The following is a 26066-nucleotide window of genomic DNA, read 5'->3' as shown; positions in this document are numbered from 1 at the left end:
TAACAGAAACGTTGAACCCCTAATCATCCAGCTTGTTCAAATCCCGCACCGACTGCATGATCGGCTCGAAATTCGAGCGCGCGTCCAGCGCGTCGAACAATTGCGCGGTGTCCTCCAGCAGGCCGTGCGAGCGCGCAATGGCAATGCGCACGTCCTCCTGCGGCGTATCCGATAGCCGTCCGTGCCCTGACAGCAGGATCTTCGTGTTCAGCCCCTTGATGCGCTCCAGCGACTGGATGTAGTCGGCGATGCTGCCCGAGCCGAACACGCCGCCCATGACGCCGCCCGGCATCAAGGTGTCGGCGGCGAACAGCAGGCCCTTGTCCTGCTCGAACAGCGTGATGCAGGCCGAGGTATGGCCCGGCGTGTACATCACGTTGAGGCGGAAATTGCCGAGGTCGATCAGATTGCCTTCCTCGAGCCAGATGTCGATGTTGATTGGCACGTTCGGCTCGTTGAACATCTTGCGCAGCATGGAAAAGTCGTCGCGCAGCATGATCTTGTTGGCGGCAAGCCGATGGGCGGCGACATAGGTGCGGCGCTCGTTGAAGTGCCAGGCCGCGCCGATATGGTCGAGATGCTCGTGGCTCAGCACCACCATGTCGATCTTCTCGGGCGGGCATTCGACGAAGTTCAGGCATTCCACCATCGCCGGATAGTTCGAGGACAGGCCGACGTCGATCAGGATGGTGCGCGCCGAGCCGCGCACCAGATAGGCGTTGGCCGCGCGGTTGGAGAAGCGGATCTGGTAGACGTCGTCGGCCGCCTGGATCAGCGAGCAGGTGTCGTTCTTCATCAGGATCGGGAATGCGGTCGGCTTCCGCTCGCTCATGATTGCGCCGCCCGGTAGGTGACGGCGTTGGAGGCGCGCAGGCGTTTCGACAGCGCGTCCATCACCATCAGCGCGAATGCCGGCTGCTGACTGACGAGATAGACGAAGCGAGCATGGTTGATCCGCATCACCTTCGTGTTGGGGGCCGATGCGATCGCGGTCGCTGAACGGGCCGAGCCGTCGATCACGGCCATCTCGCCGAAGAACTCGCCCTTGCCGAGCTTGATGATGCTGGTCTTGCGCGCGCCGTCGATCTTGGCGATCTCGACCTCGCCGTCGAGCACGACGAACAGCTCGCGGCCGGTCGAGCCCTCCTCGAAGATGACGTCATCGACAGCAAACGCGTTGATGCATTTCTCGATCGTCATGGCACTCCCTAAACGCCTTCTGGCTGACGGGACGGCCCATGTTAGCCGCGGAACAATGGCGCGCAAACAACCCCTTCGGCTAAGGCGCGCGGCATGCCGCAGGGCAGCATCGGCTGACAATTTGTTGCACGGCGCCACGCCGGTTCCACTTTCCCGACCCAATTCGGCCTCGGACGAGTTCCTAAAATTTCGGTAAGCGGATCCCGAGGTAAGGAATTCGCAAGCAATGAAAGTTACCAAAAAGTCAACCTAGACTGGAGTATTTGAGCCGTGAGCGAAGCAATGCCCGAACTGGCCGGCCAAGAGGCGGGTGACCGGACTGACGCCGCCGCAACCGCGCCGCAGGCCGTCGAGGCTGCCGCCGGCATCGAGGCCCCCTCGATCGCCCCTGACCATGAGACGCCGCCCAAAGCGGACGCTCCGCAGGTCGAGCCGCCAAAGATCGAGGCTTCAAGGATTGAGGTGCCGAAGCTTGAAGCCAAGGCCGAGACCAAGCCCGAGCCGAAACCCGGCAAGCTCATTGTCATGGCGCCCTCGGAGCGGTCCTGGGACCGCGAAGAGTTTGCCCCGCATGTGAAGGCCGACGAGGTGCGCGACACCGGCAGCAAGCGCCGCCTGTCGGCGATGGCTGCGGTGGTGGCGATCGCGGCCTGCGTTGGCGCCGTCAGCGGCGCGCTCGCAACCGCCGGCATGATGCATTTCGCTGGTCCCGCGCCGGCGCAGGTTGCCGATACCAGTGCGCTGGATGCCTCGGTCTCCCGGATCGATGCCGACATCGTCGCGCTCAAGGCCAATGTCGAGCACACCTCGAAGAATGGCCTCAGCCAGATCAACCGGGCCAACGACCGCCTCGACAAGCTCGAGAAGGCGCAGGCCGAACCGATGGCTAAGCTCGCAAAGCTGTCCGAGACCGTCGACAAGCTCCGCGCCACGCCGCCGGCAGCCCCCGCGCAGGCCGCAGCCGCGGCGCCCGCGAAGGAGACCACCGGCTCGATCGCGCCGGCCCCGACCCAGGCGGCCGCTGCTGCGCAGGCGCCCGTGCCCGCCGCGCCCAAGACAGAGGTCGGCCGCCTGCCGACGATCGACGGCTGGAGGCTGCGTGACGTTGCCAATGGCGGCGCGCTGATCGAGGGCCGGAATGGCTTGTATGAGGTCTATGCCGGCGATCCCATCCCCGGCATCGGCCGCGTCGATGCGATCCGCCGCCAGGACGGCCGCTGGGTGGTCGTCACCGCCAAGGGCCTGATCGTCTCGCGCTAGGCGTCAGATAGCCGACTTTTCAAGAGGCGCTTCACCACCGCGTGAAGCGCCTTTTTGCTTGAATAGGCGGCGGAGCGCGGTGTTAGTGGAGGCATGAGCCGCGCGCTGCGAATTCTCCTGGCTGCCCAAATCCTTCTGGCTGCCGCTATGTTGTTTGGCAGCGTCATGTCGCTTTCGGCAGTAGAGAACGCGCCGCTCGCGCGCGGCACCGCGATCACCGATCCCGATCTCCTTCGCAAGCTCGACCGGAGCGATGCTCTGTCGATTCCCCGGCTGCTGCAGCCGGAGCGGAACGCGGATGGTCCGCTGACGAGCGATCTGCTGTTCGCCTCGCTGCCGCAGCTCAAGGAGATTCCCGCGGCAATCGATGCGGAGTTCGATCGCTACATTGCGCGGCAAAAGGCGACTTCTCCAAGCGAGACCATCGGTGTCGGCGAAGGTTTTGACGTCCAGCTGTTCGACCGGGCAAACCTGAAATCCGCCAACACGCGCTTCGTGCTGGCCGGCATCGTCAACCGCATGGACCGCGCCTATGTGTCGGAAGAGCAATGCGGTGAGATCCGGCTGATCTATCGTTTGGCGCGATTCGAGACAGGTCCCGACGGCAGCAAGTCCGCGACGCGCCTGCCGATGACGTTCAATCTGGTGATGAAGGCGCGCGATGCACACCAGACCGATGGCAACGGCAAGCCTGTCACCTGCGCCGAGGTCGCGCGGCGCTGGCTGGACAATGGCGATTGGCAAGGGCTCATCGGCAGCCGCACCGTCCCCTATGATGCGATGATCGATCGCGTCGAGACCAACATCCAGATCTCGATCGCACCGAAATCGGCGCTGCACGATTTCCGCTCCGACTATCTGCTCAAGGTGTTCAAATACGACGCGGCGACCAAGACGTTCGAGGAATCGACGCTGGAGAACCAGATCGACCGCGACCGCATCCTCGCCGAAGATTCGCTGCGGCGCGACTTCAAGGCCTGGCTGCTTGCGCCGGAGAATCTTCGCGACTTCGATCGCGGCACCGTGCTGATCCCGGAGAAGTTTTTGGCCAAGGCCGCGATCGCGCCGACGCCGGCCGGCTTCGATGCATCGGACATGCAGCCCGAGTTCGGGATGATGCAAGGGGAAGGCAAAGGCGAGGGCAAGAGCGATCCCGTCTTCACCGACAACGACGTCGTCGGTGCACTGAAGCAGGCCGCGGCACACGGCATCGGCATGGAGAACATCCGCTCGGTGGCGGGCTTCCAACGCCGTCTCAACGACGTCACCTGCTCGGGCTGCCACCAGACCCGCGGCATCGGCGGCTTCCATTTTCCCGGCGTGGACTGGCTGACGGACAAGGCGTCGAACTCCACCATCGTGCCGGCCTCGCCGCATTTCGTCGGCGACCAGCTCCGCCGCCGCGACATCCTGGCCGCCTTTGCCGCCGGCAAACGCCCTGATTTCTCGCGCGGATTTGCCAGCCGGCCGCAGACCCGCGGCAGCCGGGAGCTCGCCGGCACCGAATATCAGGACGGCTGGGGCGCCCATTGTTCTTTACAAAATGCGGGATCGGGAACGCCCGATGAGAGTTTTACGTCATGGACCTGTGCTAAAGGTCTCACCTGTCAGCCCGCGGCCGCCTCGAGCCGCATTGGCATGTGCTTCATCAAGACGCGTTAGGCCCGCTCCCAAGCGATTTGGATGACCCATGACGGATACCAGCGACGCCAACAAGGAGCGCAATCGCGAGATCGCGCGCAATGAGGAAGCCAAACAGGTCACCGGCAGCATCCGCGTCAGCACCTGGGCGGTCGCGGTCGTCGTCATCATCGGCGGCATCCTGTTCACGCTCGGCTGGCTGGTGCTGAAATAATCGGCGCCCTCACTTGGCGTAGTTCGTCATCCGTTTTCCCGGAAGCAGTTCATACGCCGGCTTCCAGCCGCGTAGCGCGGCCATGCGGCCGAGCCAGGCGTGAATCGAGGGATGGCTCGCCGCGAAATCAAAGCCGTGCTCGTCGCTCGGATAGTGCAGATAGGCCATCATCGAGATGTCAGCGACGGTCGGCTTGCTGCCGATCGCAAAAGCATTGTGCTGAAGATGCCCGTCGAGAATGCCGAGAAAATCCTCGAGCCGCCGGCGAAAATGCTTCAGCACCTGCGGATCGTTCTTCTCGGTGAAGGCCCGCATGAAGCGGTAGGTCGCCATGTAACCGGTGAGCTTGTGGTTGTCCCAGAACAGCCAGCGCAGCAGCTCGAATTTTTCCGCCTCTGTCTCGGCGCCGAAACGGCCGTACTGATCGGCGAGCTTGAGCAGGAGAGGCGCCGTCTGTGTCATCTTCACGCCATCGACCTCGAGCACGGGAATCTCGCCCATCTCGTTGACGGCCTTGCGCCACTCCGCCGTGCGCGTGACGCCGCCGCCAAAGTCGGTCCAGACCGGCTCGAACGTCTCGCCACAGAGCGTGAGCATCAGCGCCAGCTTGTAGCTGTTGCCGGATTCGGGGAAGTAATGCAGGCGATAGAGGGGCATGGGACCTCACGGCATTGGTATCTTGCCGATTGTTATATCGCTCTGGTCCCGCGTCGTCATTGCGAGCGCAGCGAAGCAATCCAGCAATGCATCCGCGCTCTCCACCGTCGTCCCGGCGAAGGCCGGGACCCATACCGCGGAATCCATCGATTGCGGGTGGTCGGCGTACCGAACGACGAGTCTTCGCCAAACCACTCCCTGTGGTAATGGGTCCCGGCTTTCGCCGGGACGACGGCGGAGTGTGAGGCGCGACCTTACCCCACCGCTCCCGAACCTCGCAGCTGCTTGATCGCCGCCTCGTCGTATCCCGCGCCACGCAAAATCTCGTCACTGTGCTCGCCGACGCCGGGCGGCTTGCGCGGCTGCACCTTCTTGGTGCCGTCGATCCAGATCGGGCTGGAGATGGTGAGCATGGTGTCGTTCTCGAACGGCACAAGCACCTCGTTGTCGAGCATCTGCTTGTCGTTCGGGATGTCGTCGAGAATGCCGACGATGCCGAACACCAGCCCGTTGCCGTCGAGGATCTTGCGCCATTCGGCGAGATCCCTGGTGGCAAACGTCTCGTCGAAGATCTTGATCAGCTCGATCGAGCGGGCGTGACGGTCGGGCTTGGTGGCAAAACGCGGATCGGTGACCAGGTCTTCGCGGCCGAGGCATTTGGCCAGTGTCGGCCATTGCCGCTCCTCGTTGAGCAGTGACAGGATCAACCAGCGGCCGTCCTTGCACTGATAGTGGTTGGCGACCGCGTTGAGCGCGCGCTCGCGCGGGCGCCGCTCGCCGAACTTGGCGCCGCAGAGCTTGGCCTGCGCCAGCACGCTTGCGGCCCACACGCCGTTGGCCATCAGATTGGAGGCGACATGCGAGCCCTTGCCGGTCTTCTCGCGCTGATAGAGCGCAGTGACGATCGCGCTGTACAGCGCCATGGCGCAGGGATGGTCGCCCATGCCGGCGACCGAGCGGGCCGGCGTCGTGTCGATGTCGGCACGGACGAGATCCATCAGGCCGGAGCGCGCCCAATAGGCGTTGCTGTCGAAGCCGGGCTTGTTGGCTTCCTCGCCCTTCTCGCCATAGCCGGTGAAGGAGGCGTAGATGAGCCGGTCGTTGAGATGCGCGAGGTGGTCATAGGTGATGCCGAGCTTGGTTCGCACCGGCGGCGGCATGTTGGTGATGAAGACGTCGGCCTCTTCGACCAGCTTGTAGAGCACGGCCTGGGCCTCGGGCTTGGAGAGGTCGAGCGCGAGGCTCTTTTTGTTGCGGGCCTCGAGCAGCCAGGCGAAATTGTGCTCGCCGGTGGGATAGCCGGGCAGGTTGGGCAGATTGCGGTAGGGGTCGCCGGCGCCGGGTGGTTCGATCTTGATGACGTCGGCGCCAAAATCGGACAGCACGGTGGCAGCCGCGGGCGCCGCGATGAAGCTCGCGCAGTCCAGAACCTTGAGACCTGCAAAAATGCCTTTTTCCATCGCGGCGTTGCTCCTCGCTCTTGTTGTTTCCCGCTGGCTGGAATTCTGTAATCCCTGACAGCACAATCATTTGACCGATGTTCAGGCCGGATGCAACGTCGTTCGCGCCCGACCAGATCATCAGCAAGGAGGCCGCCTTGTGGCCGATCAACGCGACCGAGTGGCATCTCTTGTCAGGCCGCGACGGACTCGCGGTTGCCGAACAGGCCGATGTTGGAGTCTCCCCACGCCTTCAACGCCTTCAGCACAGGCGTCATGCTTCTTCCCAATTCCGAAAGGCTGTATTCCACCTTCGGCGGCACTTGCGGATAGACCGTTCGTACAATCAATCCGTCCATCTCGAGCTCGCGGAGTTGATTTGTAAGCGTCCGATGCGTGACGGTCGGAATTCGCCGCTTGATTTCGTTGAAGCGAACCGTCCCTTCCAGAAGGTGGAAGAGGATGACGCATTTCCATTTCCCATCGATGAGGCTGATGGCGGCTTCGACCGCGCAGCCCGGGGCGCAATCGAAGCGCGAGTGCCGAGGTTTGGCCATGACGGTATCCTTTTCGATACTAGTGGCAATTCTTGTGCGTATCGCAAGATCTGAGGCTACCGGCTAACAGTGGTCCGGACAAGTCGGCGACTGCCGCATACGGGCGGACGCTGCGGTCCTCGAAACATCCAAGCCTTCATAAGCAACAATGACGACCAAGGGAGTGAGACACATGAAAACTGTGAGGCGGAATCTGATCTGTGCATCGATAGCGATTACATGTCTGGGTGGAGCGGCGCAGGCCCAAGGCGGCAAGGCGGAGATATTCGCGAGACTGCCTCAGTCCGTCGGCAATATTGCGTTCACGCCGGACAATCAGCTGATCTTCAGTCACCATCCATTCTATGAGCCCGATCTGAGAGTAGCCAGGCTGACATCCCCGACGACTTTCGAGCCCTTTCCGAATGCCGAGTGGAACGCTCCAAGGAAGGGAACGGATCAGTACCTCGACAACGTGCTGGGTCTGCGGTCCGACGAAAGTGGAATCGTATGGATCATCGATATGGGGTTTCGAACCCGGATTACGCCAAAACTCGTCGGCTGGAATACGCGGGCGAACAAGCTCGAGCGAATTTACTATATGCCGGAGCCGGTCACGGTGACGGGATCTCAGCCGCAAGACATCGTGATCGATCAGAAGCATCGCAAATTCTACATCGCGGACGAAAACATCGGGCCGGGAGGCGATGGTTCCCACGCGGCGATCATCGTGATCGACATGGACACCGGGGCCGCGCGGCGCGTGCTGGATGGCGATCGATCGACCGTTCCGGAAAATATCCCGATCACGGTGGACGGCAACGATCTGACCGTGCCGGGCAAGGACGGCAAGGCGTCCATCATCAAGGTCGGCTGCGACGGCATCACGATGGACGTCAACTCGGAGTGGGTCTACTTCGCTCCGCTTAGCGGCCGATCTCTCTACCGGATCAAAGCCGCCGACCTCGGGAACGAGAAGCTCGGCTCCGAAGAATTGAGCAAAAGGGTCGAACGCTACTCCGACAAGCCGAACAATGGCGGGCTATCCATCGACTATGCCGGCAACATCTACCTGACCGCCGTCGAATCCAAATCGATCGGCATCATCGGGTCGGACCGGAAATACCGAACCTATCTCAATGACCCCGACATGGTGTGGCCGGACGGCATTACGGCGTCTCCCGACGGGTACATGTACGTCTCGGCGTCCCAGGTCTCTGCTGCCGCGATGTTTCACAACGGCAAGGCAGAGAACAAGACGCCCTATCTGATCTACCGGTTCAAGCCGGAGGCCGCGGGCTATATCTCCCGGTAAGGTGCGAGCGCCTCGCCGGCGAGCAGCGCAGCGTTGCCGCCGGCGGCAGCGGTGTTGATGGTCACGGTCTGCTCGGTGGCGAAGCGCGCCAGATAGTGCGGGCCGCCGGCCTTGGGGCCGGTTCCGGACAGGCCGTTGCCGCCGAACGGCTGGACGCCGACCACGGCGCCGATCATGTTGCGGTTGACGTAGATGTTGCCGACCTGGACACGGTCGATGATGGCCTCGACCGTGTCGTCGATGCGGGAGTGGATGCCGAGCGTCAGGCCGTAGCCGGTGCGCTCGATCGCTTGCAGGACTCGCGCGAGGGTCTCGGCGCGGTAGCGCACCACATGCAGGATCGGGCCGAATACTTCCTCCGTGAGCTGGCCGGCATCGCGGAGCTCGAAGATTTGGGGCGCGACGAAGCAGCCCTCTGGTGCTGCGCCTGCAAAGTGCAGCCGCGCCTCGGTCTTCATCCGCGCGATGTGCGCATCGAGCCGCTGCTTGGCGTCTTCGTCGATCACCGGGCCGACATGGGTCGCGATGTCGGCGGGATCGCCGATCTTCAATTCGCGCGCCGCGCCCGCGATCATCTCGATCATGCGGTCGGCGACGTCCTCCTGCATGAACAGCAGCCGCAGCGCCGAGCAGCGCTGGCCCGCGGAACGGAACGCGGAGGTGACGACGTCGTCGGCAACCTGTTCGGGCAGCGCGGTTGCATCGGCAATCATGGCATTGATGCCGCCGGTCTCCGCGATCAGTGGCACGATCGGTCCATCCTTGGCGGCGAGCGTCCGGTTGATGTGACGTGCGACCTCGGTCGAGCCGGTAAAGACGACGCCGGCAATATCAGGATGCGCCGTGAGCACCGCGCCGATGCGGCCGTCGCCGATGACGAGATGCAGCGCGTTTTTCGGGATGCCGGCCTCATGCAGCAGGGCGACGGCCTCAACCGCGATGCGCGGTGTCTGCTCGGCGGGTTTTGCGACGACGCTGTTGCCGGCCATCAGCGCGGCGGTGACCTGGCCGAGGAAAATCGCCAGCGGAAAGTTCCACGGCGAGATCGCGACAAACACGCCGCGGCCGCGCATGGCAAGCGTGTTGCTCTCGCCGGTCGGGCCCGGCATCGCGACCTCGCTGCCGAACAGTTTTCGGCCCTGCGCCGCATAATAGCGGCAGAAATCGGCGGCCTCGCGCAGCTCGGAGAGCGCGTCGTCGAGCGTCTTGCCGCCCTCGCGCTGAAGTGCCGCGATGAAATACGCGCTGCGGCTCTCCAGGAGATGCGCGGCCTGCTCCAGCGCCGCTGCGCGTGTCGGGGCCGGCGTCCGGCTCCAGGTCACAAAGCCGGCGCGCGCCGCAGCGATCGCTGCGCCCGCCTGCTCAGGTGTTGCGTCAGTGACCGGCTTGTCGGACGCCGCGGCCTTGACCTCGGCCAGCAACCGGTCAAGCGCCGCGCGCTCGCCGAACTCGATCCCGGCTGAATTATGCCGCTCCGGCGCAAAGAGATCGCCCGGCAGCGGGATCTTGGCGTGATGCGCGTGATCGGGCCGGACGATGAGATCGACCGGGCGCTTCAACAGCGCCGGGACCGGGACACGGTAGTCGGCCGCCTGCGCCACGAAGGATGAGTTGGCGCCGTTCTCGAGCAGCCGCCGCACCAGATAGGCGAGCAGGTCGCGATGGCTGCCGACCGGCGCATAGGTGCGGTAGGCGATGTCGGGGTGATCCTTGGCGAGCTGCTCGTAGAGCGCTTCGCCCATGCCGTGCAGGCGCTGGAATTCGAACGAGCCGGCGTCGCCGGCCAGCTCCAGCACGGTTGCGACCGTGAGCGCGTTGTGGGTCGCAAATTGCGGGAAGATGCGCGGCCGCAGACTCAAAAGCTTTGATGCGCAGGCGACGTAATTCAGATCCGTCATCGCCTTGCGCGTGAACACCGGATAGCCGTCGAGACCGCGCTCCTGCGCGCGCTTGATCTCGGTGTCCCAATAGGCGCCCTTGACCAGCCGCACCATCAGCTTGCGGTCGTGCGCCCGCGCCAGCTCGTGGACGTAGTCGATCACCGCGCTGGCGCGCTTCTGATAGGCCTGGATCGCAAGCCCGAACCCGTCCCAGCCTTTGAGCGAGGCATCCGCGAGCGTTGCCGCGATGACGTCGAGCGACAGCTCAAGCCGGTCGGCTTCCTCGGCATCGACGGTGAAGTTGAGGTCGTACGCCCTGGCGCGCCGGGCCAGATCCAGCAGTTGCGGCACCAGTTCGGCCATCACGCGGGCGCGGCTGATCGCCTCGAAGCGCGGATGCAGCGCCGAGAGTTTCACGGAGATGCCGGGCCGGTCGGGTAGGGGATGGTTGCCCGCCGCCTTGCCGATGGTTTCGATCGCGCTCGCATAGGCGTCGAAATAGCGCTTGGCGTCGGCCGCCGTGCGCGCGCCTTCGCCGAGCATGTCGAAGGAGTAGCGCGGCTTCTGGCCGGAGCGCGGCTTACCCCGCTCCAGCGCCTGCTCGATGGTTTCGCCCAGCACGAAATGATTGCCCATCAGCCGCATCGCCTGGCGCGTGGCCGTGCGCACGGCCGGCGCGCCGAGCCGCTTCACGAGGCGGCCGATAGTGCCGTCCGGCGTCTCGCCGGGCTGGATCACGCGCGCCGACAGGCCGAGCGCCCAGGCCGAGGCGTTGACCAGGAACGCCGTGGACTTGGTCTCGTGATGGATGAAATCGCCCTCGCCGAGCTTGTCCTCGATGAATTGGTCGGCGGTGCGTGCGTCGGGCACGCGCAGCAGCGCTTCCGCCAGCACCATCAGGGCGAGGCCTTCCTTGGTCGAGAGCGCGAACTCGCGCAGCATGTCCTCGACCCCGCCAAGCCGGTCGTCCCGCTTGCGGATCGCCTCGATCAGCCGGGTCGCGGTGCGGTCGATCCGCGCCTCCTGCGGCGGGCTCAGATGTGCCGACGCCAGCAGACGCGCAGCGATGTCGGCGTCATCGGGCGCGTAGGGGGCGGAGAAGGGCGGCGGGATGTTCGGCATGGCGTGTCCTGTGGCTGAAATCCAGGATAATGCCCGCGTTACCGTAGTTCGATAGACAAATTAGCCGATTTGCCTTAGGAAATGAAGACCATTAGCTTATCAGCCGAATAAAACATGGAACTCGATCGAATCGACCGGAAAATCCTCTCGATTTTGCAGGAGGATGGGCGAATCGCCAATGTCGAGCTGGCCGAGCGCATTGGGCTGTCGCCGACCTCGGTCGGCGAGCGGCTGAAGCGCCTGCAGCGCGAGGGCGTCGTCGAGGGCTATGGGGCACGGCTCAATCCGCACCGGCTTGGTCTCGGCCTGCTGGTGTTCGTCGAGGTGCTGCTCGACAAGACCACGCCCGACAATTTCGAGCGTTTTGCGCGCGCAGTAAAACTCGCGCCCGAAGTGCTGGAGTGTCACATGGTTGCCGGAGGCTTCGACTATCTAGTGAAGGCGCGGCTGGCGGACATGAGCGCGTATCGGCGCTTCCTCGGCGAGACCTTGCTGTCGATGCCGGGTGTGCGCGAAACGCGCACCTATGCGGTGATGGAGGAGATCAAGCGCGACGCACCGTTGCCGGTTGGCTGACGAAATGCGGTCGCGATTGTCACTGCTGCGGCGTTGATCGGCGATCTCTACAGACAAATAGTTTCCGCGCGCAGTCGCAACGCCTGTCGTCGAATGCACTGATCGTCTTCTAAAATTTTCTTGGCCCAACTCCCGGACAGATCCGGGAGGCAGCAAAGGCTGGCGGGCTTATACTTTGAGGTTCTCTGCGGACGTCTTGCCCCGGTTTGCGATCTCTTCATACTCAACCGTCTGGCCCTCGTTGAGGGAGGACAGACCGGCCTTCTGCACTGCCGAGATATGCACGAACACATCCTTGCCGCCCGACGCAGGCTGGATAAATCCATAACCCTTCGTCGGGTTGAACCACTTGACCGTACCTTTAGCCATCACGACTTCTCCGCGGGTCTTCCTCCGAGATCGCGAACCGCCAGTCCCCGCCAACCGGCCGGTTCGGTCCTATAGGATACGCGGAATGTGGCGGGCTTGGTAGATCAAACCACATCGGCATTTCGCGGAAATTCGCTCAACTTCGCGGCGTTTTTACCGGTTTTGCCCGTTTCGCGGTCAATTCTGCCGGACGCACCACGCCCTCCGTCAATAAGTCGCGGCCAGATAGTCGACGATCCTGCCGACGTCGGCATCGTCGATCGGTGCGCCATAGACCTTGATCATCTTGGTCACCTCAGCCTGCCAGAACCCTTTCTTGTCCTTCATCGGCGGCTGTGTGGCGATGTAGTCGGACGAGTGGCAGGCGGCGCAATTGCCCTGAACCACCTCGAGATTGGGCCCGGGCTTGAAGGCTGCGACCTCATCCGGCGTCTTGTAATCGACCGGCGCTGCGAGGGCCGAACCCACCAGGGTGGCGACAACAAGGGTGATGGCGCTGAGAACGGTGCGCTGCATGATCATTCTCCTCAGGCCACGCTGACGCGGACGGCTTCGACGACGTTGCGCAAATAACCCGCCGGATTCCAGCGCGGCGTCTCCGGCTGCGTCTCGCCGGAATTGCTGGTGGCGCGCACCCTGAGCTCGACCTGGCCCGCGGCAAGCTTTACCGGCAGCTTCCATTCGCGGAATGAGTAGTTGCCGAGATCCTTGCCGAGGGTCGCGGCTATCCAGGTCTTGCCGCCATCGATGGAGACCGAGACGTCCTTGATGCCCTTGCCGCCGTCGAAGGCGATGCCGCGCAGGGTTGTGCGTCCCGCCTTCAGCTTGGCGCCGTCGGGGAGGCTGGTGATGAAGGAGCGGATGGTGAAGCGGTTGATCGGGATCGTCGCCTTCGGCGCGGTGCCGGGCTCGATCGAATTGTCCGGCGTGTCCGGAATGCGATAGGCCGATTTCATCCAGAAGCCGTCATAGACGCTGTCGATGACGGTGATCTCGTTGAGGTGCTTGACCCAGTAGGTGCCGTAATAGCCCGGCACGACCAGGCGCAGCGGGAAGCCGTTGAGGAACGGCAAATCGTCGCCGTTCATGCCATAGGCCAGCATCACCTCGCCGTCGGTGGCGTGAGCGAGGTCGAGCGCTTTGGCGAAGTCGGGCGTCTTGTCGCTCACCGGGCCATCCATACCAGCGAATACGACCTGCTTGGCGCCGGCTTGCACGCCTGCCATCTCCAGCACCGCCTTCAGCGGCACGCCGCGCCAGCGGGCATTGCCCATCGCGCCATTGCCAAGCTGGCCGCCGGCGACGCGCGGCTCCACGAGGCCGCGGCTGTTGCCGGAGCACTGGTTGACGGCGACGATCTCGGTCGCCTTCATCTTCCGGATGTCCTTCAGCGACAACTTCAGCGGCTTGTCGACCTTGCCCTTGACCTCGAGCGTGAACTTGTCGGGATCGAGATCGTAGGGGAGGCCGGCGAGGTGATAGCGCACGAAGAACGCGTTGTTCGGCGTGATTGGGCCGTCGTTGAACACCGCGAACGGCGTCTCGAGCTGCGGCGGCCGGCTGGTGAGCCCGATCATCGGCCGCTTCTGCGGATATCTCACCAGCGGCCGCTCGCCATTTGCGAAGGGGAGCGTAACGGTGTCGAGTGCGAGTGCTTTGGTGGAGTTCAGTGTAGCAGCAACAGCGGCAAGGCCCGCTCCTTTGAGCAGGTCGCGTCGGTCGAACATTTAGTCTCCTCCCGGAGCTTTTCGTTGGCTCGCGGTCATCACCGCGATCCTGTGCCCATCTGTCGCAACGACTGGGGTGGAGTCAATTCGTGCTTTCGCAGCAAGCCCATGCCGTTGCGCTGCAACAAGCCGGTGTTACGCCGCGACGCGCTCGCCGCCGGCGATGAGGGCGGACAATGTCCTGGTGTCGGAGATGACGCGCACCACCATGGGCTCGTCGCGGCCGCGGATCGCGACTTCCTGCTGCGGTAGCGCATCGTCGTGAAGGCCGGCGGTGCGGCGGACTTCCTCGGAGACGATCGCCTCGCAGGCCAGCGTCTTGGTCATGTCCTGAAGCCGGGCCGCGACGTTCACGGCGTCGCCGAGCGCGGTGAAGACGATGTGGTCACGGTAGCCGATGTCGCCGATGATGACCTCGCCGCCATGCACGCCGATGCCGAAGCGGATCGGCTGGCGCAAATCGTGGCTCAGCAGCTCGTTGAGCTCGTCCACATGGGCCGCGATGGCGGCCACCGCCTTCAGCGCCTGTCGGCAGGCGGTCTGCGGATCGCTGGTGAGGCCGAACAGCGCCAGCATGCCGTCGCCGACGAACTGGTTCGGCTGGCCGCCATTCTCGATCACGGCCTGCGACACCGCGCCGAGGAAGCGATTGACGATGAAGACGGTGTCGAACGGCAGCCGCTTCTCGGCGAGCTGCGTCGAGCCGCGCATGTCCACGAACAGGCTGACGAGATAGCGCTCCTGGCCGATTCTCGAAGGCGAGGACGCCGGCGCGTTGGCCGACAGCATCTGCGGCATAAACAGCTGGAAGAAGGAGAGGTCGGAGTTCGGTCGCAGCTGGCAGGCAAGCCGGATCGAGGGATCGGCGGTGCCGACGCGGGCCAGCACGAAGGCCTCGCGCTGCGACGGCTCGGGCAGGGTGCCGTGGTCGCCGATGATGCGGATGCGGCAGGTCGAGCAGCGGGCGCGGCCGCCGCAGACGCTGGCATGCGGCACGTTGTGGCGCAGGCTGGCTTCCAGCACCGAGAGGCCCTTGGGCACGCGCACCGTCTTGCCGTTGCCGTAGGACAGCGCGATCATGCCGCCGCGCCGCTCACGCCAGCCGCGCACGCCGCGCGCGAGCAGCGCCAGCCCGAGCAGGCCGATGTAACCCATCGTGAGACCGCCGGTGATGCGGTCGAGCGTATCGGCCTCCGCGACCGTGCCGACCTGGCGCTGCGTGAAATTATGGGTGCGCCACTCGCCGTCCTCGCTCTCGGCGGCGACGCTGCGGCCACCCTGGTAGATGCCGAGCAGCGCCAGCGTCGGGATCAGCACGGCGGCCGCCAGCAAATACGGCGCCGCGCGGATGAAGAACGGCTTCAGCCGCAGCCAGAAATAGATGCCGATGGAGCCGTGCACCCAGGCGACGATGAGCAGGATCGTCATCGTCCAGAGCCGGTTGGGCGCCGAAACGAAGAACAGATAGAGCTCCTGCGGATAGAGCTTCTCGTGGCCGTACAATGTCTGGCCGAGCCGCACGCCGATCACATGCGCCATCACCAGCGCCGGGATGCTCAGCCCCAGCACGAGTTGCAACGGCTCGATCGTCCGCCAGCGGAACTGGCGTCGCTGGTACAGCGCATAGATGCCGAGCCCCATATGGGTCAAGGCTGCGCCATAGAACACGATCGCGACGGGCAAGAACTGCCAGAACGACGTGTGGTAGTAGACCCCGATCTGCATGGCATCGACGGAGATATTGCCGAGCGCATGATTGAGGAAATGGCTGAGCACGTAAGCGAACAGGATCACGCCGCAGACCAGCCGCACCTGCCTCGCGCTGGTCGAGCGGACGAGTTCGGGCAATCGTGAAAGGGCGGTCGTGGCCATGATTCGGTTTTATCTTTCACTGAGGAGAACAGCCAGCGGAGAGTTAAATTCCGCAGGTGAACGGCCCGACGGATCACATATGCGACAAGGTTACGTAACAGTAAGTATCTAGGGTGGGCACAGGCGCTCTTGCGCCGTGCCCACCGTTGCGTCCATCCCTCCGCTGTCGTCCCGGACAAGCGCGCCCGAAGCGCGCGCCGATCCGGGACCCGACTACAGGGAGACGTTTGGCGAAGATTCGGAGTTACCAGCTCGCGCCCGCACAGCTTCCTGTGGTTATGGGTCCCGGGTCGCGCTTCGCTTGCCCGGGACGACGGTGGCCACATTGACTCCCCCTCGCAAGTCGGGGAAAAGCTCGGCCGTGACGATCGCTCCCGACATCACCGTGAAGCCCAACGGCGCGTCGCGCCGGCTGCTCGTCGTGGCCGCGCTGGTGATCGCCGCGATGACGGTGCTGCGCATCGTCTACGCCTCCGCTATCGAGCTGCGCACCGACGAGGCCTACTACTGGACCTGGTCGAAGGAGGCGGCGCTGAGCTTCCTCGATCATCCGCCAGGCATCGCCTGGCTGATCCACTTCGGCACCGCGATCTTCGGCGACACCGTGCTTGGGGTCCGCTTCGGCGGCATCGTTGCGATGCTGGTGACCCAGCTCTTGCTGGCCGACATCGTCCGCCGCCTCACCCATGATGTGCGCGCGGTTGTGGTTGCGGTGCTGATGCCGGAGGCCGCGCTTTATTACGGCCTGCTGATGGCCAAGGTCGCCCCCGACGTCGTCATGATCCCGTTTGCGATGGCGATGATGTGGTCGTTGGTGCGGTTGGCGCAGAGCGGGGATGGACGCTGGTGGCTCGCGGCCGGCCTGTTCGCCGGCCTGTCGCTGCTCTCGAAATTCACCGCCATCATGTTCGCGCCTGCGGTCGCCGCGTTTCTGCTGGTGCCGGATTGGCGCCGGCGCTGGCTGCGCAGCCCTTACCCTTACTTCGCGGTGCTGATCGCGATCGCAATGTTCTCGCCGGTGCTGATCTGGAACGCGCAGCACGACTGGGCTTCGTTCCGGTTCCAGGGCGTGCGCGCCACCGCCAGTTACGGCATCTCGCTGCGCACCATCGGCGATTTTATCGGCCTGCAATTCGGCCTCGTCGGTTTCGTCATGCTGCCTGTGGTGCTGTTAGGCGTCTTGATGACGGCGTGGCGCGGCTATCGCAGGCGCGAGCCGGTGGCGATCCTGCTGTCGACCGCAGTGCTGGTGCCGCTCGGCTATTTCTTCTTCAAGTCACTGACGCTCAGGGTTGGCGACACCTGGCCGATGTTCATGTGGCCGGTCGGCTTCGCTGCCGCCGCGGTGAACCTCGCGATGATGCCGGAAGACGGCTGTTCGGCGTGGTTGATCCGGTCGAGCATCTTCTGGATGAAGGCGGCGCTGGTGTCGGGGATCGCCTTCGTCGTGATCGTGTTCCTTTATTACGTCGCCGCGCCCTGGAATTTGCTCGGCAAGATGGATCCGATCGGCGCCGAGGCCGGCTACGAGCAGGTCGCCGCGCGCGCGCAGGCCGCGCTGGATGAGACCGGCGCGACCTGGATCGCGACCACGGACTACCGCACCTATGCCATGATGCGCTGGCTGTTCCGCGGCCGCGTGCCCGTGGTCGAGATCAACGAGCGCGGTCGTTTCCAGGATTTTCGTGATCCCGGCATGGACCGGATCAGGGGGCAGGCGGGGATCTATGTCGGTCGCCAGCCCGATGACCATTCGCCGCTCTGGGAGTCGATTCCCGCGACGCGCATGCTATTGGGGCAAGTCGAACGCCGCTGGCGCGGTGTCCTGATCGACACCTACACGATCGACAAGCTCACCGGCTGGACCCCGGAGCTTTCTCCGCCAAAGGACTCGCCGCTGTTTCAGTGGCGCGTGCTGGCGGGGGAATTTGAAGCGCGTTCACACGCGTAACGTGGCACCGCTACTCCTCTGCTTCTTTCCTCCGCAGCAAATCCGTTGCGAGATCCGACAGCTTTGGCGGCGGCAGCGCGGCGAACGGCAGCGGCCTCGTAACGTCGATCGCAGCCAATCCCAGCCGCGCCGTCAACAGCCCGTTGAGCATGCCTTCACCGAGCCGCTGCGACAGCTTTGCTGCAATCCCGTGCCCGAGCATCTGCTGCACCAGGCTGTCGCTCGCGGCGAGACCGCCGGTGATGGCGAGATGGGCGATGACGTGGCGGAGCAGGCGGATCATGCCGAGCGCGCCGGGCCGGCCACCATAGAGCCGGGCGAGTTGGCGGATCAGACGCAGCGAGGCCACGAACACGAAGAGCACGTCGAACAGCGCCCGCGGCGAAACGGCGGTGACAATCGAGACCCGCTGCGCCGCCGACGACACCAGTCGCCGCGCCTCCGCATCCAGCGGCGACATCAACTCGCGCTCGGCGAGCCGGATCATGTCGGCGCCGTCGATGATCTCGCCGGAATGACTTTCGAGTGCGGCACGGGCGCGGGCAAGCTGCGGGTTCTGGTGCGCGATCGCGATCAGTTCCTGCACGATGGCGCGGCTCTCCTTGCGATCGTCGCTGGCGAGCACCTCGGCGGCACGCCGATGCAGCTTTTCGATGGTCGCAAGCCGTGCGAGGCCAAACGCCTCGCGCCCGATCACCACCGCGAGCGCAAGTGTGGTGACGAAGGCGAGCGCAAGCCCGACGAAGCCGAGGCTCTCGCTGCGCGCAAACAGATCCTCGATCAAGCGCACGACGCCGAGCCCGGTGCCGAGCAGCGTCAACCCGGCGATGCCGGACCAGAACAGCGCGCCCCAGGGAAAACCGCGTCGGGCGGTGCGCGCCGTTTCGATCGGCACCGGCAATGTCGCCGGATCGGGCTCCGGCGTGATCTGGATGGTGGCGCGACCGAGCCGGCTTGTCTCGTCGGCTTCGGTCACGACGACGCCGGGATCGTCCAGCCGGAACGTCGCCGGCCGCCGCGGCTGGGATCGGTCGTTCATGCGAGCTTGTCTCCGATCAGGAACTGCAAGGCACGGTCGAGGCGGATATGAGGCAGCGCGGGCTCTTCCGTCCCCTCGCGTTCGAGCTTTGGCGGACGGAAGCGCAGGAAGCGGAAATCGCTTTTCTCGGCAGCCTGTGTCGACGATCCACGGAATGCATCAGTGCCGTTGAATAGCGGTTCGGGATCCAGCGGCAGGTCGCCCGGAAAGGTCGCGACTTCCGTATTGCCGTCAAAGAACTCACCGCCGGCGCTTTCGCCTGCGGCCGGCGTTCCCAGGATCGAGGGCAATTTGTCGCGGCCACGGCTGACCTGGGCTTCCCGGGTGGCGCGGACGGCGGCGAGTGCCACCACATCGATCTGCGCGCCGGTATTCTCCGCGCGCGCGAGCGCCCGGGTCACCGCGCGGCGCAGCACGGCCTCGAGCCGGTCGTGACTGGAATGATGCAGATGGTCCGCTTTCGTCGCCGCGAACAGGATGCGGTCGATGCGCGGCCGGAACAGGCTGGAGAGGATCGTGCTGCGGCCGATGTTGAAGCAGTCGAGAATGCCGGCCAGCGCCGCTTCGAGATCGTGCAGTGCCTCGGGTCCCGAATTGAATGCGGAAAGCGCATCGGCGAGCACGATCTGGCGATCGAGCCGCGCAAAATGATCCCTGAAGAACGGCCGCACCACGACGTCCTTGTAGGCCTCGTAGCGACGCACCATCATCGCCCACAGCGATCCCTCCGGAGCCTGGCCACCGACGGGCACGTCGAGCGGGGCGAAGGTCAGCGCCGGCGTGTCGGCGAGGCTGCCGGGCATCAGGAAGCGGCCGGGCGGCAACAGGCTCATCGCAAACCGTTCGTCGCGGCAGGCGCGCAAATAGCTGGTGAAGAGCTTTGCAGCGGTGAGCGTTGCCTGCTCGTCCTCGCGCGCTTCGGGCTTCAAGGTCGCAAGATGCGCGTGCCAATCGGCGGCGAGATGCGCGCGCGGCGCCTCACGCGAGAGCGCCAGGCTTTCCGCCGACCATTGCTCAAAATTCTTCTGCAGCAGCGGCAGGTCGAGCAGCCATTCGCCGGGATAGTCGACGATATCGAGCGTCAATGTGCGGTCGGCGCCGTTCGGGCGCTGATAGTCGATGACGAGACGCAGCTCGCTGATGTCGACGGTCGAGCTCGGCCAGCGCCGCTCCTCGATCAGCGCGCGCAGATGACTTTCATAGGAAAAGCGCGGCACGGCGTCGTCCGGCTGCGGCGCCAGATGCGCCCGCGCGATCCGTCCCGAGGCATAGGCCTCGAACACCGGAAACCGGCCTCCTCGCGTGAGGCCATGGATCAGCGCGGTGATGAATACGGTCTTACCGGCTCGCGACAGGCCGGTGACGCCCAGACGCACCGTGGGGTTGAAGAAGTGCTCGCCATAGTCGATCAGCGCCCGGGCCGACAGGCGCGCCTCTTCGACCATATCCTGGAAACTGAATGCCATATGAACGCAGGGGATCTCGGGCGGGGTACGCAAAATGGACTAGTCACAAAAGTGGCAACTGCCTGACGAAAATCAAGCTTCATACTTCCACCGTCTTTCTCGGCAAATCAACCGATTGAACGACGCGCCGGTTCCGAAACACCGATAGAAGAAGACATTGTCTTAAGCCTTTGCGGATTGCCATGACCGTCTTCCAACTGAAACAGTTCGCCTCCCATTCCGTCCATGCCGCAGCCGATGCGGTCGGCTGGCCCTACGACCGCGCCGAACTGATTGCCGACGGAATCATCCATGCCATCGGCGTCCTCGCCGGCATCATTGCCGCGACCGTTCTCGTCGTGCTTGCGGCGATCTATGCCGATGCCACCGATGTCGTCGGGGTCTCGATCTACGTCGCCGGCCTGCTCTCGATGCTGGTGCTGTCCGCGACCTATAACCTCTGGCCGGTCTCGCCGGTGAAATGGCTGCTGCGGCGGTTCGACCATTCCGCGATCTATCTCCTGATCGCCGCGACCTACACGCCGTTCATCCTGGAGGTGAAGGACAGTGTGTTCGCGCTGGCACTGCTGGTCTGCGTCTGGTGTGTCGCGATCGTCGGCATTGTGCTGAAGCTTCGCTATCCCGGCCGGTTCGACCGCGTCGCCGTCGGCATCTATCTCGCGATGGGCTGGAGCGGCGTGATGCTCTACGGCCCCGTGGTCAAGGCGCTGCCCGCGCTGGCGCTGGGCTTCGTGCTGGCAGGCGGCATTCTCTACAGCCTGGGCGTGATCTTCCACGCCTGGCGGCGGCTGCGCTTCCAGAATGCGATCTGGCACGGCTTTGTCTTGGCCGGCGCGGCGTGCCATTATACCGCGGTGCTCGACCTCGTGTTGAGCTAGCTAAGTTCCGCGAAGCGGCATAAGCGGCGCGGCGCAAGAAGCGGTCCAAGAAGCGGTCCAAGAAGCTATCCAAGACAAGAGGAGACGTCGCATGCAGGTGACCGGCAAGGTCGTGGTCGTCACGGGCGGCGCAAACGGCATCGGCAAGGCGCTGTGCGAGGCCTTTCACAAGGCGGGCGCCGCCAAGGTCGTGGTCGCGGACATGGACGCCGCCAACGCAAGAGCCGTCGCCGCCACGGTGGATGGCGCGGCCTTCAGATGCGACGTCGCGCAGGAGAAAGAGATCGCCCACGTCATCGAGGAGACCGAGCGGCAGTTCGGGCCCATCGCGCTGTTCTGCTCCAACGCGGGCATCGGCGGCGGCTTCGATCCGATGTCGGTCAATGCCGGCGGCGCCTCCGATGAGCCCTGGCAGCGCAGCTGGGCGATCCACGTGATGGCGCATGTCTATGCGGCGCGGCATCTCATCCCCCGCATGAAGACGCGCGGCGGCGGCTATTTCCTCAACACCATCTCGGCCGCGGGCCTGCTGTCGCAGGTCGGTAGCCCGGCTTACTCCACCACCAAGCACGCCGCGGTCGGTTTTGCCGAAAACCTCGCGATCTCGCACAAGGCTGACAACATCAAGGTCTCGATCCTCTGCCCGCAGGGCGTCGACACCAACATGCTGCGCTCGATCCCCAAGGGCCCGCAATCCGGCGACGGCGACCTCACGCCCGAGCAGGTTGCCACGGACGTGCTCGCCGGCCTCGAGCAGGAAACCTTCCTGATCCTGCCGCACCCCCAGGTGCTTGGCTACATGCGCAAGAAGACCGAGAATTACGACCGCTGGATCGGCGGTATGGCCAAGATCCAGGCGAAGATGCGGGAGGAGTTCGGGAAGTGATCTCTCGTAGCCCGGATGGAGCGAAGCGTAATCCGGGACAGTCTTTCCGTAGCGTGAAAGGCCCCGGATTGCGCTGCGCTCCATCCGGGCTACGGCAACCTCACGCCACCGCCACCACCTCATCCCCCACCCGATTCTCCCGCAACGCCCGAGCGTAGAGCATCATCCCCTCGCGCACGGTGCGTTGCTCCGCGGCCGTCAACGCCGCCAGCGCGCCGCACACCTGCTGCCGGCCGAACGCATGCAGCGCCTCCAGCGTGCGCCGGCCTTTCGCGGTCAGCGACAACAGCTTGCTGCGTGCGTCAAGCTCATCCGGTGTTTCCCTGAGCTCGCCGCAATCGATCAGCTTGCGCACCAGCCGGCTGACGCTGGATTTCTCCAGCCGCAGGAAATCGCCGAGCTCGCCCGAGGTCAGCGGGCCGCGGATGCCGATCTCCAGAATCGTGTGCACGGCCGAGGGGGGATAGTCCGATGCCGCCACCGTCGTGTCCATGAAGCCGAGCTCGCGCACCATCAGGCGCGAGGCGGCGCGGATGTCGTCGATCAGCGAAAGCTCGGCCATCTTGACTCCCGGCATATAGTTGTACCATACAACTATATGCGCGCAACGGCGCGCGCAAGCGTTTTGGAGTGAGCCATGAGCGGAACCTTGCCGGCCGGGATGCGGATGAGAGGCAAGGTCTGTCTCGTCACGGGTGGCGGCAGCGGCATTGGTCGCGCCACGGCGCTGCGGATGGCGGCCGAAGGCGCAAAGGCGGTTGTTGTCGCGGGCCGGCGCGAGGCCGAGATCGAGGCCGCCGCGGGCGCCTGCCGCGAGCTCGGTGCGGATGCGATTGCTGTTCAAACCGATATCACGCGAGAGGACGACGTCGAACGTCTGGTCCGCACGGCTGTTGAACGCTGCGGCCGGCTCGATGTCGCCTTCAACAATGCCGGTTTCCAGGAGCGCCGCGCGCCGCTGGAGCAGCAGGGCACGGAGATCTACGACAGCGTGTTCGATACCAATGTCCGCGCGCTGTTTTTCTGCCTGCGCCATCAACTTCCGGCGATGCTGGCGAATGGCGGCGGCAGCATCGTGGTCAATGCCTCCGTCAGCGGCGTGCGCAATCCCAATCCCGGCTTTTCGCTCTACTCGGCCTCGAAGGCGGCCGCGATCTCGCTGACGCGTTCGGCGGCGATGGAGAATGCCCCGCGCGGCATCCGCATCAACGCCGTTGCGCCCGGACGTGTCATCACCGACATGATGCTCAGCGCCGGCGTCGGCGATGTCGCAACCGTCGGTGCCGGCTTGCCGCTGCGGCGGATGGGCACGCCGGAGGAGGTGGCGGAGGCCGTGGTGTGGCTATCGTCGGATGCCTCGTCGTATGTGGTCGGCCATGTGCTGGCGGCGGACGGGGGATTCCTGGCGGCTTAGCCGCGTTAATGCTTCTGCCCGTACAGCACCGGCACCGCCGAATCCACGACGACCTCCACCAGGCTCGTGCCCTCGTGCGTCATCCCCTGCCTTAGCACCTCACCAAGCTCCGCGGCCTTGCTCACCCGCACCGCATGACATCCCATGCCTTCGGCCAGCCGGACGAAATCGATCCCCGGCAGCTCCAGTCCCGGCACGTTGCGCACCTGCATCACCTGGCTGAACGAGCGCATTGCGCCGTAGCCGGAATTGTTGATGACGACGATGGTGAGCGGCAGTTTTCGTTGCGCGGCGGTCCACAGCGCCTGGATCGAATACATCGCAGAGCCGTCGCCGATCAGGCACACCGTGCGGGTCTTCGGCTTGCCGAGCGCCATGCCGACGGCGGCGGGCAGCGAATAGCCGAGGCCGCCACTTGCCATGGTGTAAAAGCTGTCCTGGCCGCGCATCGGCAGGAATTTTTGCATCGCCGGGCGGTGCGAGGGCACTTCCTCGACGAGCGAGGCGCCATCCGGCATCGCCTGCGACAGCGAGTGCAGCAGGAATTCAACCGGCAGCGGATCGGCGGCCTGCGGCGCCGGTGGCAGCGTGCGGCCTTTTGGCGTGGCGCGTTTGCTCTCGGGCAGGAGGTCCAGCAGCGCGCTCAGCGCGGGCTTCATCGTAGCGATGATGCTGGTGCCGACGGGGGTCACCGCGGCCGCATCCGCATCATCGGTGATCTGGAAGATCGTCGCACCGCCATCGAAAATCGCGGCATGGCCCTCGACATGGAAGGTGAAGACGGGCGCGCCGATGACGACGACGAGATCGTGCTCGCGCAGTGCGTCCGAAAGTTGCGCTGGAGACGCATGCAGGAAGCCGGAAAATTGCGGATGACGCTCGGGGAACGAGCAGCGTGCCGAGAACGGGCTGACCCAAACGCTGGCCTTGGCTTTCTCTGCCACGCGCACCATCAGATCGACCGCGCCGGCGCGGTCGACGCCGGGGCCGACGACGAGGGCAGGGTGTTTTGCAGAACCGAGCGCGGCGGCCAGCGCCTTCATCGTCTCAGGCTCCGGTCCGATCTCGCGGCTGACCTTGCGCGCTTCGACCGGCGCCGTCGCGTGCGCCCAATCGTCGATCGGGATCGAGACGAAGGTCGGCCCGCAGGGCGCCTGCATCGCCGTGTAATAGGCGCGCGCGATTGCGGCCGGCACATCCTCGGGCCGCGCCGGCTCGACGCTGTATTTCACATAAGGTCGCGGAAACTCGGAGGCGCGCTCGGCATAGAGGAATGCCTGCAAGGGAAGGATCGAGCGCGCCTGCTGGCCGGCGGTGATCACGAGCGGCGTCTGGTTGCGATGCGCGGTGTAGATATTCCCGAGCGCGTTGCCGACGCCGGCCGCCGAGTGCAGATTGACGAAGCCGGCATTGCGCGTCGCCTGCGCATAACCATCGGCCATGCCGACGGCGGAGGCCTCCTGCAGCGCCAGCACATAGTCGATGTCGTCGGGCCAGTCGCTTAGGAACGGCAGCTCGGTCGAGCCGGGATTGCCGAACACTTTTTTGATGCCGAAGGAGCGCAGCAGGTCGAGCGTCGCCTGCTTGACGGTGACGGACTTGCTGCCGGTCTTGCCGTTCTTGGACATTGGTTTCCGTCCCCTGTTGTTTATCGACGGTAGCAGCCTCACCCCGTCATTGCGAGCGCAGCGAAGCAATCCAGATTGTTTCCGCAGAGACAGTCTGGATTGCTTCGTCGCTTCGCTCCTCGCAATGACGAGGAGAGAGCATCACCACACCGCCGTGCCCTTCATCGTCGGCTGCCCTTCCGCATTCGCAGTCCACAGCTCCATACCCGCCTCAGTCTCGTTGGCATTGATGGAGAACTCGCTGCCCTCGAACAGCGGCTGCAATCCGCGATATGAAAACTTCTTCGGCGGTTTTCCGCTGTGCAACTTCGCCGCCATCTCGATGATGAGCGCCGCCTGCAAGGGCCCGTGGAAAATTAGGCCCGGATAGCCCTCGACCTTGGTGACGTAATCGCGGTCGTAGTGGATGCGGTGGCCGTTGAAGGTCAGTGCGGAATAACGAAACAGCAGCACGGGATCGGAGACATGGGTTTCGCGGTGCTGCGCCTTCGGCGGCGGTGGCGGGGCCTTGCCGCCGGCGGGCGCGCTGGTCGTCATCTCGCGATAGACGATGTCCTGCCGCTCGCGGATGGCAACGCCACGTGGCGAGGAGATGCTGTGCTCAACCGAGACGAAGCACAGTGTGCCGGTCGAGCCTGATTTCACCTGCACGTCGGCAATGCGCGAGGTCCTGGTTGATTCATCGCCGACGCGCAAGGGCTGCAAAAACTCGATCTCGCCGCCGGCCCACATCCGGCGCGGCAGCGGCACCGGCGGCAGGAAGCCGCCGCGGGTCGGGTGGCCGTCGGGCCCGAGCATCGACATCGGAAACACCGGCTGCGCCAGGCACCAATGCACCGTAAACGGCGCGGCGTCGCCCGTCTTGGGTTCGCCGACCTCCTGGAATAGCGTCGCGCGCAGGCCCATGACGAGCTGCGCGGTGACGATGTCGGTGGCTTCCGTGCTGCGGCCGATCCATTGCCGCAAATGATCGATGTCGAGCTGTTCGGTCATGAC

General features: G+C 64.6%; 24 protein-coding genes. 9 read left to right on the top strand and 15 right to left on the bottom strand.

Features of this window, described 5'->3' with window-relative positions; translation table 11 throughout:
* Nucleotides 1-19 precede the first annotated feature (19 nt).
* Nucleotides 20-832, bottom strand: a complete 813-nt coding sequence (locus tag ACLFLU_RS35410; RefSeq protein ID WP_426409306.1) for an MBL fold metallo-hydrolase — start codon at nucleotides 830-832, stop codon at nucleotides 20-22.
* A complete protein-coding gene (locus tag ACLFLU_RS35405) occupies nucleotides 829-1200 on the bottom strand; it encodes a Crp/Fnr family transcriptional regulator (RefSeq protein WP_426409305.1) in 372 nt (123 codons plus the stop codon). Before ACLFLU_RS35405 ends, ACLFLU_RS35410 begins: the two co-directional genes overlap by 4 nt.
* A 282-nt stretch (nucleotides 1201-1482) precedes the next feature.
* Between ACLFLU_RS35405 and ACLFLU_RS35400 the strand changes: the two genes are divergently transcribed.
* The 3 genes from ACLFLU_RS35400 (at nucleotide 1483) to ACLFLU_RS35390 (ending at nucleotide 4315) form a co-directional block, all read left to right on the top strand.
* The gene (locus tag ACLFLU_RS35400) at nucleotides 1483-2460 is read left to right on the top strand and encodes a hypothetical protein (RefSeq protein WP_426414138.1); all 978 of its coding nucleotides are present in this window, start codon (nucleotides 1483-1485) and stop codon (nucleotides 2458-2460) included.
* Between the two features lie 93 nt (nucleotides 2461-2553).
* On the top strand, nucleotides 2554-4122 hold the full coding sequence (locus ACLFLU_RS35395) for a hypothetical protein (RefSeq protein ID WP_426409304.1): 1569 nt from the start codon (nucleotides 2554-2556) through the stop codon (nucleotides 4120-4122).
* Between the two features lie 28 nt (nucleotides 4123-4150).
* A complete protein-coding gene (locus ACLFLU_RS35390) occupies nucleotides 4151-4315 on the top strand; it encodes a hypothetical protein (protein ID WP_426409303.1) in 165 nt (54 codons plus the stop codon).
* 9 nt (nucleotides 4316-4324) lie between these two features.
* On the opposite strand, the gene ACLFLU_RS35385 is transcribed toward ACLFLU_RS35390, so the two are convergent.
* From ACLFLU_RS35385 to ACLFLU_RS35375, 3 genes are all read right to left on the bottom strand, one after another.
* Nucleotides 4325-4972: a glutathione S-transferase family protein gene (locus tag ACLFLU_RS35385; protein ID WP_426409302.1), complete on the bottom strand. Its 648-nt coding sequence runs from the start codon at nucleotides 4970-4972 to the stop codon at nucleotides 4325-4327.
* Between the two features lie 254 nt (nucleotides 4973-5226).
* Nucleotides 5227-6432 carry a CaiB/BaiF CoA transferase family protein gene (locus ACLFLU_RS35380; RefSeq protein ID WP_426409301.1) on the bottom strand — a complete coding sequence of 402 codons (1206 nt, stop codon included), beginning with the start codon at nucleotides 6430-6432 and terminating at the stop codon, nucleotides 5227-5229.
* Between the two features lie 173 nt (nucleotides 6433-6605).
* Complete coding sequence (locus ACLFLU_RS35375) at nucleotides 6606-6968, bottom strand: winged helix-turn-helix transcriptional regulator (protein ID WP_426409300.1); 363 nt, start codon at nucleotides 6966-6968, stop codon at nucleotides 6606-6608.
* 502 nt (nucleotides 6969-7470) lie between these two features.
* Between ACLFLU_RS35375 and ACLFLU_RS35370 the strand changes: the two genes are divergently transcribed.
* Nucleotides 7471-8262 carry an L-dopachrome tautomerase-related protein gene (locus tag ACLFLU_RS35370; protein ID WP_426409299.1) on the top strand — a complete coding sequence of 264 codons (792 nt, stop codon included), beginning with the start codon at nucleotides 7471-7473 and terminating at the stop codon, nucleotides 8260-8262.
* Here ACLFLU_RS35370 and putA read toward each other — a convergent pair.
* A complete protein-coding gene (putA, locus tag ACLFLU_RS35365) occupies nucleotides 8247-11264 on the bottom strand; it encodes a bifunctional proline dehydrogenase/L-glutamate gamma-semialdehyde dehydrogenase PutA (RefSeq protein ID WP_426409298.1) in 3018 nt (1005 codons plus the stop codon). The genes ACLFLU_RS35370 and putA overlap by 16 nt on opposite strands.
* Nucleotides 11265-11378: 114 nt before the next feature.
* Between putA and ACLFLU_RS35360 the strand changes: the two genes are divergently transcribed.
* A complete protein-coding gene (locus tag ACLFLU_RS35360; RefSeq protein ID WP_426409297.1) occupies nucleotides 11379-11840 on the top strand; it encodes an Lrp/AsnC ligand binding domain-containing protein in 462 nt (153 codons plus the stop codon).
* Between the two features lie 168 nt (nucleotides 11841-12008).
* On the opposite strand, the gene ACLFLU_RS35355 is transcribed toward ACLFLU_RS35360, so the two are convergent.
* The 4 genes from ACLFLU_RS35355 to ACLFLU_RS35340 all read right to left on the bottom strand — a co-directional run bounded on the left by ACLFLU_RS35355 (nucleotide 12009) and on the right by ACLFLU_RS35340 (nucleotide 15808).
* Entirely contained in the window at nucleotides 12009-12209 is a 201-nt protein-coding gene (locus ACLFLU_RS35355) for a cold-shock protein (protein WP_008134691.1), read from the bottom strand.
* 207 nt (nucleotides 12210-12416) lie between these two features.
* Complete coding sequence (locus ACLFLU_RS35350; RefSeq protein WP_426409296.1) at nucleotides 12417-12725, bottom strand: cytochrome c; 309 nt, start codon at nucleotides 12723-12725, stop codon at nucleotides 12417-12419.
* Nucleotides 12726-12736: 11 nt separating this feature from the next.
* Nucleotides 12737-13936: a molybdopterin-dependent oxidoreductase gene (locus ACLFLU_RS35345; protein WP_426409295.1), complete on the bottom strand. Its 1200-nt coding sequence runs from the start codon at nucleotides 13934-13936 to the stop codon at nucleotides 12737-12739.
* Between the two features lie 135 nt (nucleotides 13937-14071).
* The gene (locus ACLFLU_RS35340) at nucleotides 14072-15808 is read right to left on the bottom strand and encodes an adenylate/guanylate cyclase domain-containing protein (RefSeq protein WP_426409294.1); all 1737 of its coding nucleotides are present in this window, start codon (nucleotides 15806-15808) and stop codon (nucleotides 14072-14074) included.
* Between the two features lie 445 nt (nucleotides 15809-16253).
* Between ACLFLU_RS35340 and ACLFLU_RS35335 the strand changes: the two genes are divergently transcribed.
* Nucleotides 16254-17759, top strand: a complete 1506-nt coding sequence (locus ACLFLU_RS35335) for a glycosyltransferase family 39 protein (RefSeq protein ID WP_426414137.1) — start codon at nucleotides 16254-16256, stop codon at nucleotides 17757-17759.
* 10 nt (nucleotides 17760-17769) lie between these two features.
* On the opposite strand, the gene ACLFLU_RS35330 is transcribed toward ACLFLU_RS35335, so the two are convergent.
* Together ACLFLU_RS35330 and ACLFLU_RS35325 are read right to left on the bottom strand one after the other, a co-directional pair.
* Entirely contained in the window at nucleotides 17770-18798 is a 1029-nt protein-coding gene (locus ACLFLU_RS35330) for a YcjF family protein (RefSeq protein ID WP_426409293.1), read from the bottom strand.
* A complete protein-coding gene (locus tag ACLFLU_RS35325) occupies nucleotides 18795-20264 on the bottom strand; it encodes a YcjX family protein (RefSeq protein WP_426409292.1) in 1470 nt (489 codons plus the stop codon). The genes ACLFLU_RS35330 and ACLFLU_RS35325 overlap by 4 nt, the downstream gene beginning before the upstream one ends.
* 182 nt (nucleotides 20265-20446) lie before the next feature.
* Between ACLFLU_RS35325 and trhA the strand changes: the two genes are divergently transcribed.
* Both trhA and ACLFLU_RS35315 read left to right on the top strand, forming a co-directional pair.
* Complete coding sequence (gene trhA / locus ACLFLU_RS35320) at nucleotides 20447-21142, top strand: PAQR family membrane homeostasis protein TrhA (RefSeq protein WP_426409291.1); 696 nt, start codon at nucleotides 20447-20449, stop codon at nucleotides 21140-21142.
* Between the two features lie 91 nt (nucleotides 21143-21233).
* Nucleotides 21234-22028 carry an SDR family oxidoreductase gene (locus tag ACLFLU_RS35315; protein WP_426409290.1) on the top strand — a complete coding sequence of 265 codons (795 nt, stop codon included), beginning with the start codon at nucleotides 21234-21236 and terminating at the stop codon, nucleotides 22026-22028.
* Nucleotides 22029-22128: 100 nt separating this feature from the next.
* Here the strand turns inward: ACLFLU_RS35315 and ACLFLU_RS35310 are convergent, their stop codons facing one another.
* Nucleotides 22129-22590 (bottom strand): MarR family winged helix-turn-helix transcriptional regulator, encoded by a 462-nt coding sequence (locus ACLFLU_RS35310; protein WP_426409289.1) that lies wholly within the window; start codon nucleotides 22588-22590, stop codon nucleotides 22129-22131.
* 75 nt (nucleotides 22591-22665) lie between these two features.
* On the opposite strand from ACLFLU_RS35310, the gene ACLFLU_RS35305 reads away from it, so the two are divergent.
* The gene (locus ACLFLU_RS35305) at nucleotides 22666-23442 is read left to right on the top strand and encodes an SDR family NAD(P)-dependent oxidoreductase (protein ID WP_426409288.1); all 777 of its coding nucleotides are present in this window, start codon (nucleotides 22666-22668) and stop codon (nucleotides 23440-23442) included.
* A gap of 5 nt (nucleotides 23443-23447) precedes the next feature.
* Here the strand turns inward: ACLFLU_RS35305 and mdlC are convergent, their stop codons facing one another.
* Complete coding sequence (gene mdlC / locus ACLFLU_RS35300; protein ID WP_426409287.1) at nucleotides 23448-25070, bottom strand: benzoylformate decarboxylase; 1623 nt, start codon at nucleotides 25068-25070, stop codon at nucleotides 23448-23450.
* A 141-nt stretch (nucleotides 25071-25211) separates the two neighbouring features.
* Nucleotides 25212-26063: an FAS1-like dehydratase domain-containing protein gene (locus tag ACLFLU_RS35295; RefSeq protein ID WP_426409286.1), complete on the bottom strand. Its 852-nt coding sequence runs from the start codon at nucleotides 26061-26063 to the stop codon at nucleotides 25212-25214.
* Between the last annotated feature and the right edge of the window lie 3 nt (nucleotides 26064-26066).

This window comes from Bradyrhizobium ganzhouense (assembly GCF_049949285.1).
GTDB classification, from domain to species: domain Bacteria; phylum Pseudomonadota; class Alphaproteobacteria; order Rhizobiales; family Xanthobacteraceae; genus Bradyrhizobium; species Bradyrhizobium ganzhouense.
Note: the sequence above shows the minus strand (reverse complement) of the source record. Positions and strands in the feature narration are given on the sequence as shown.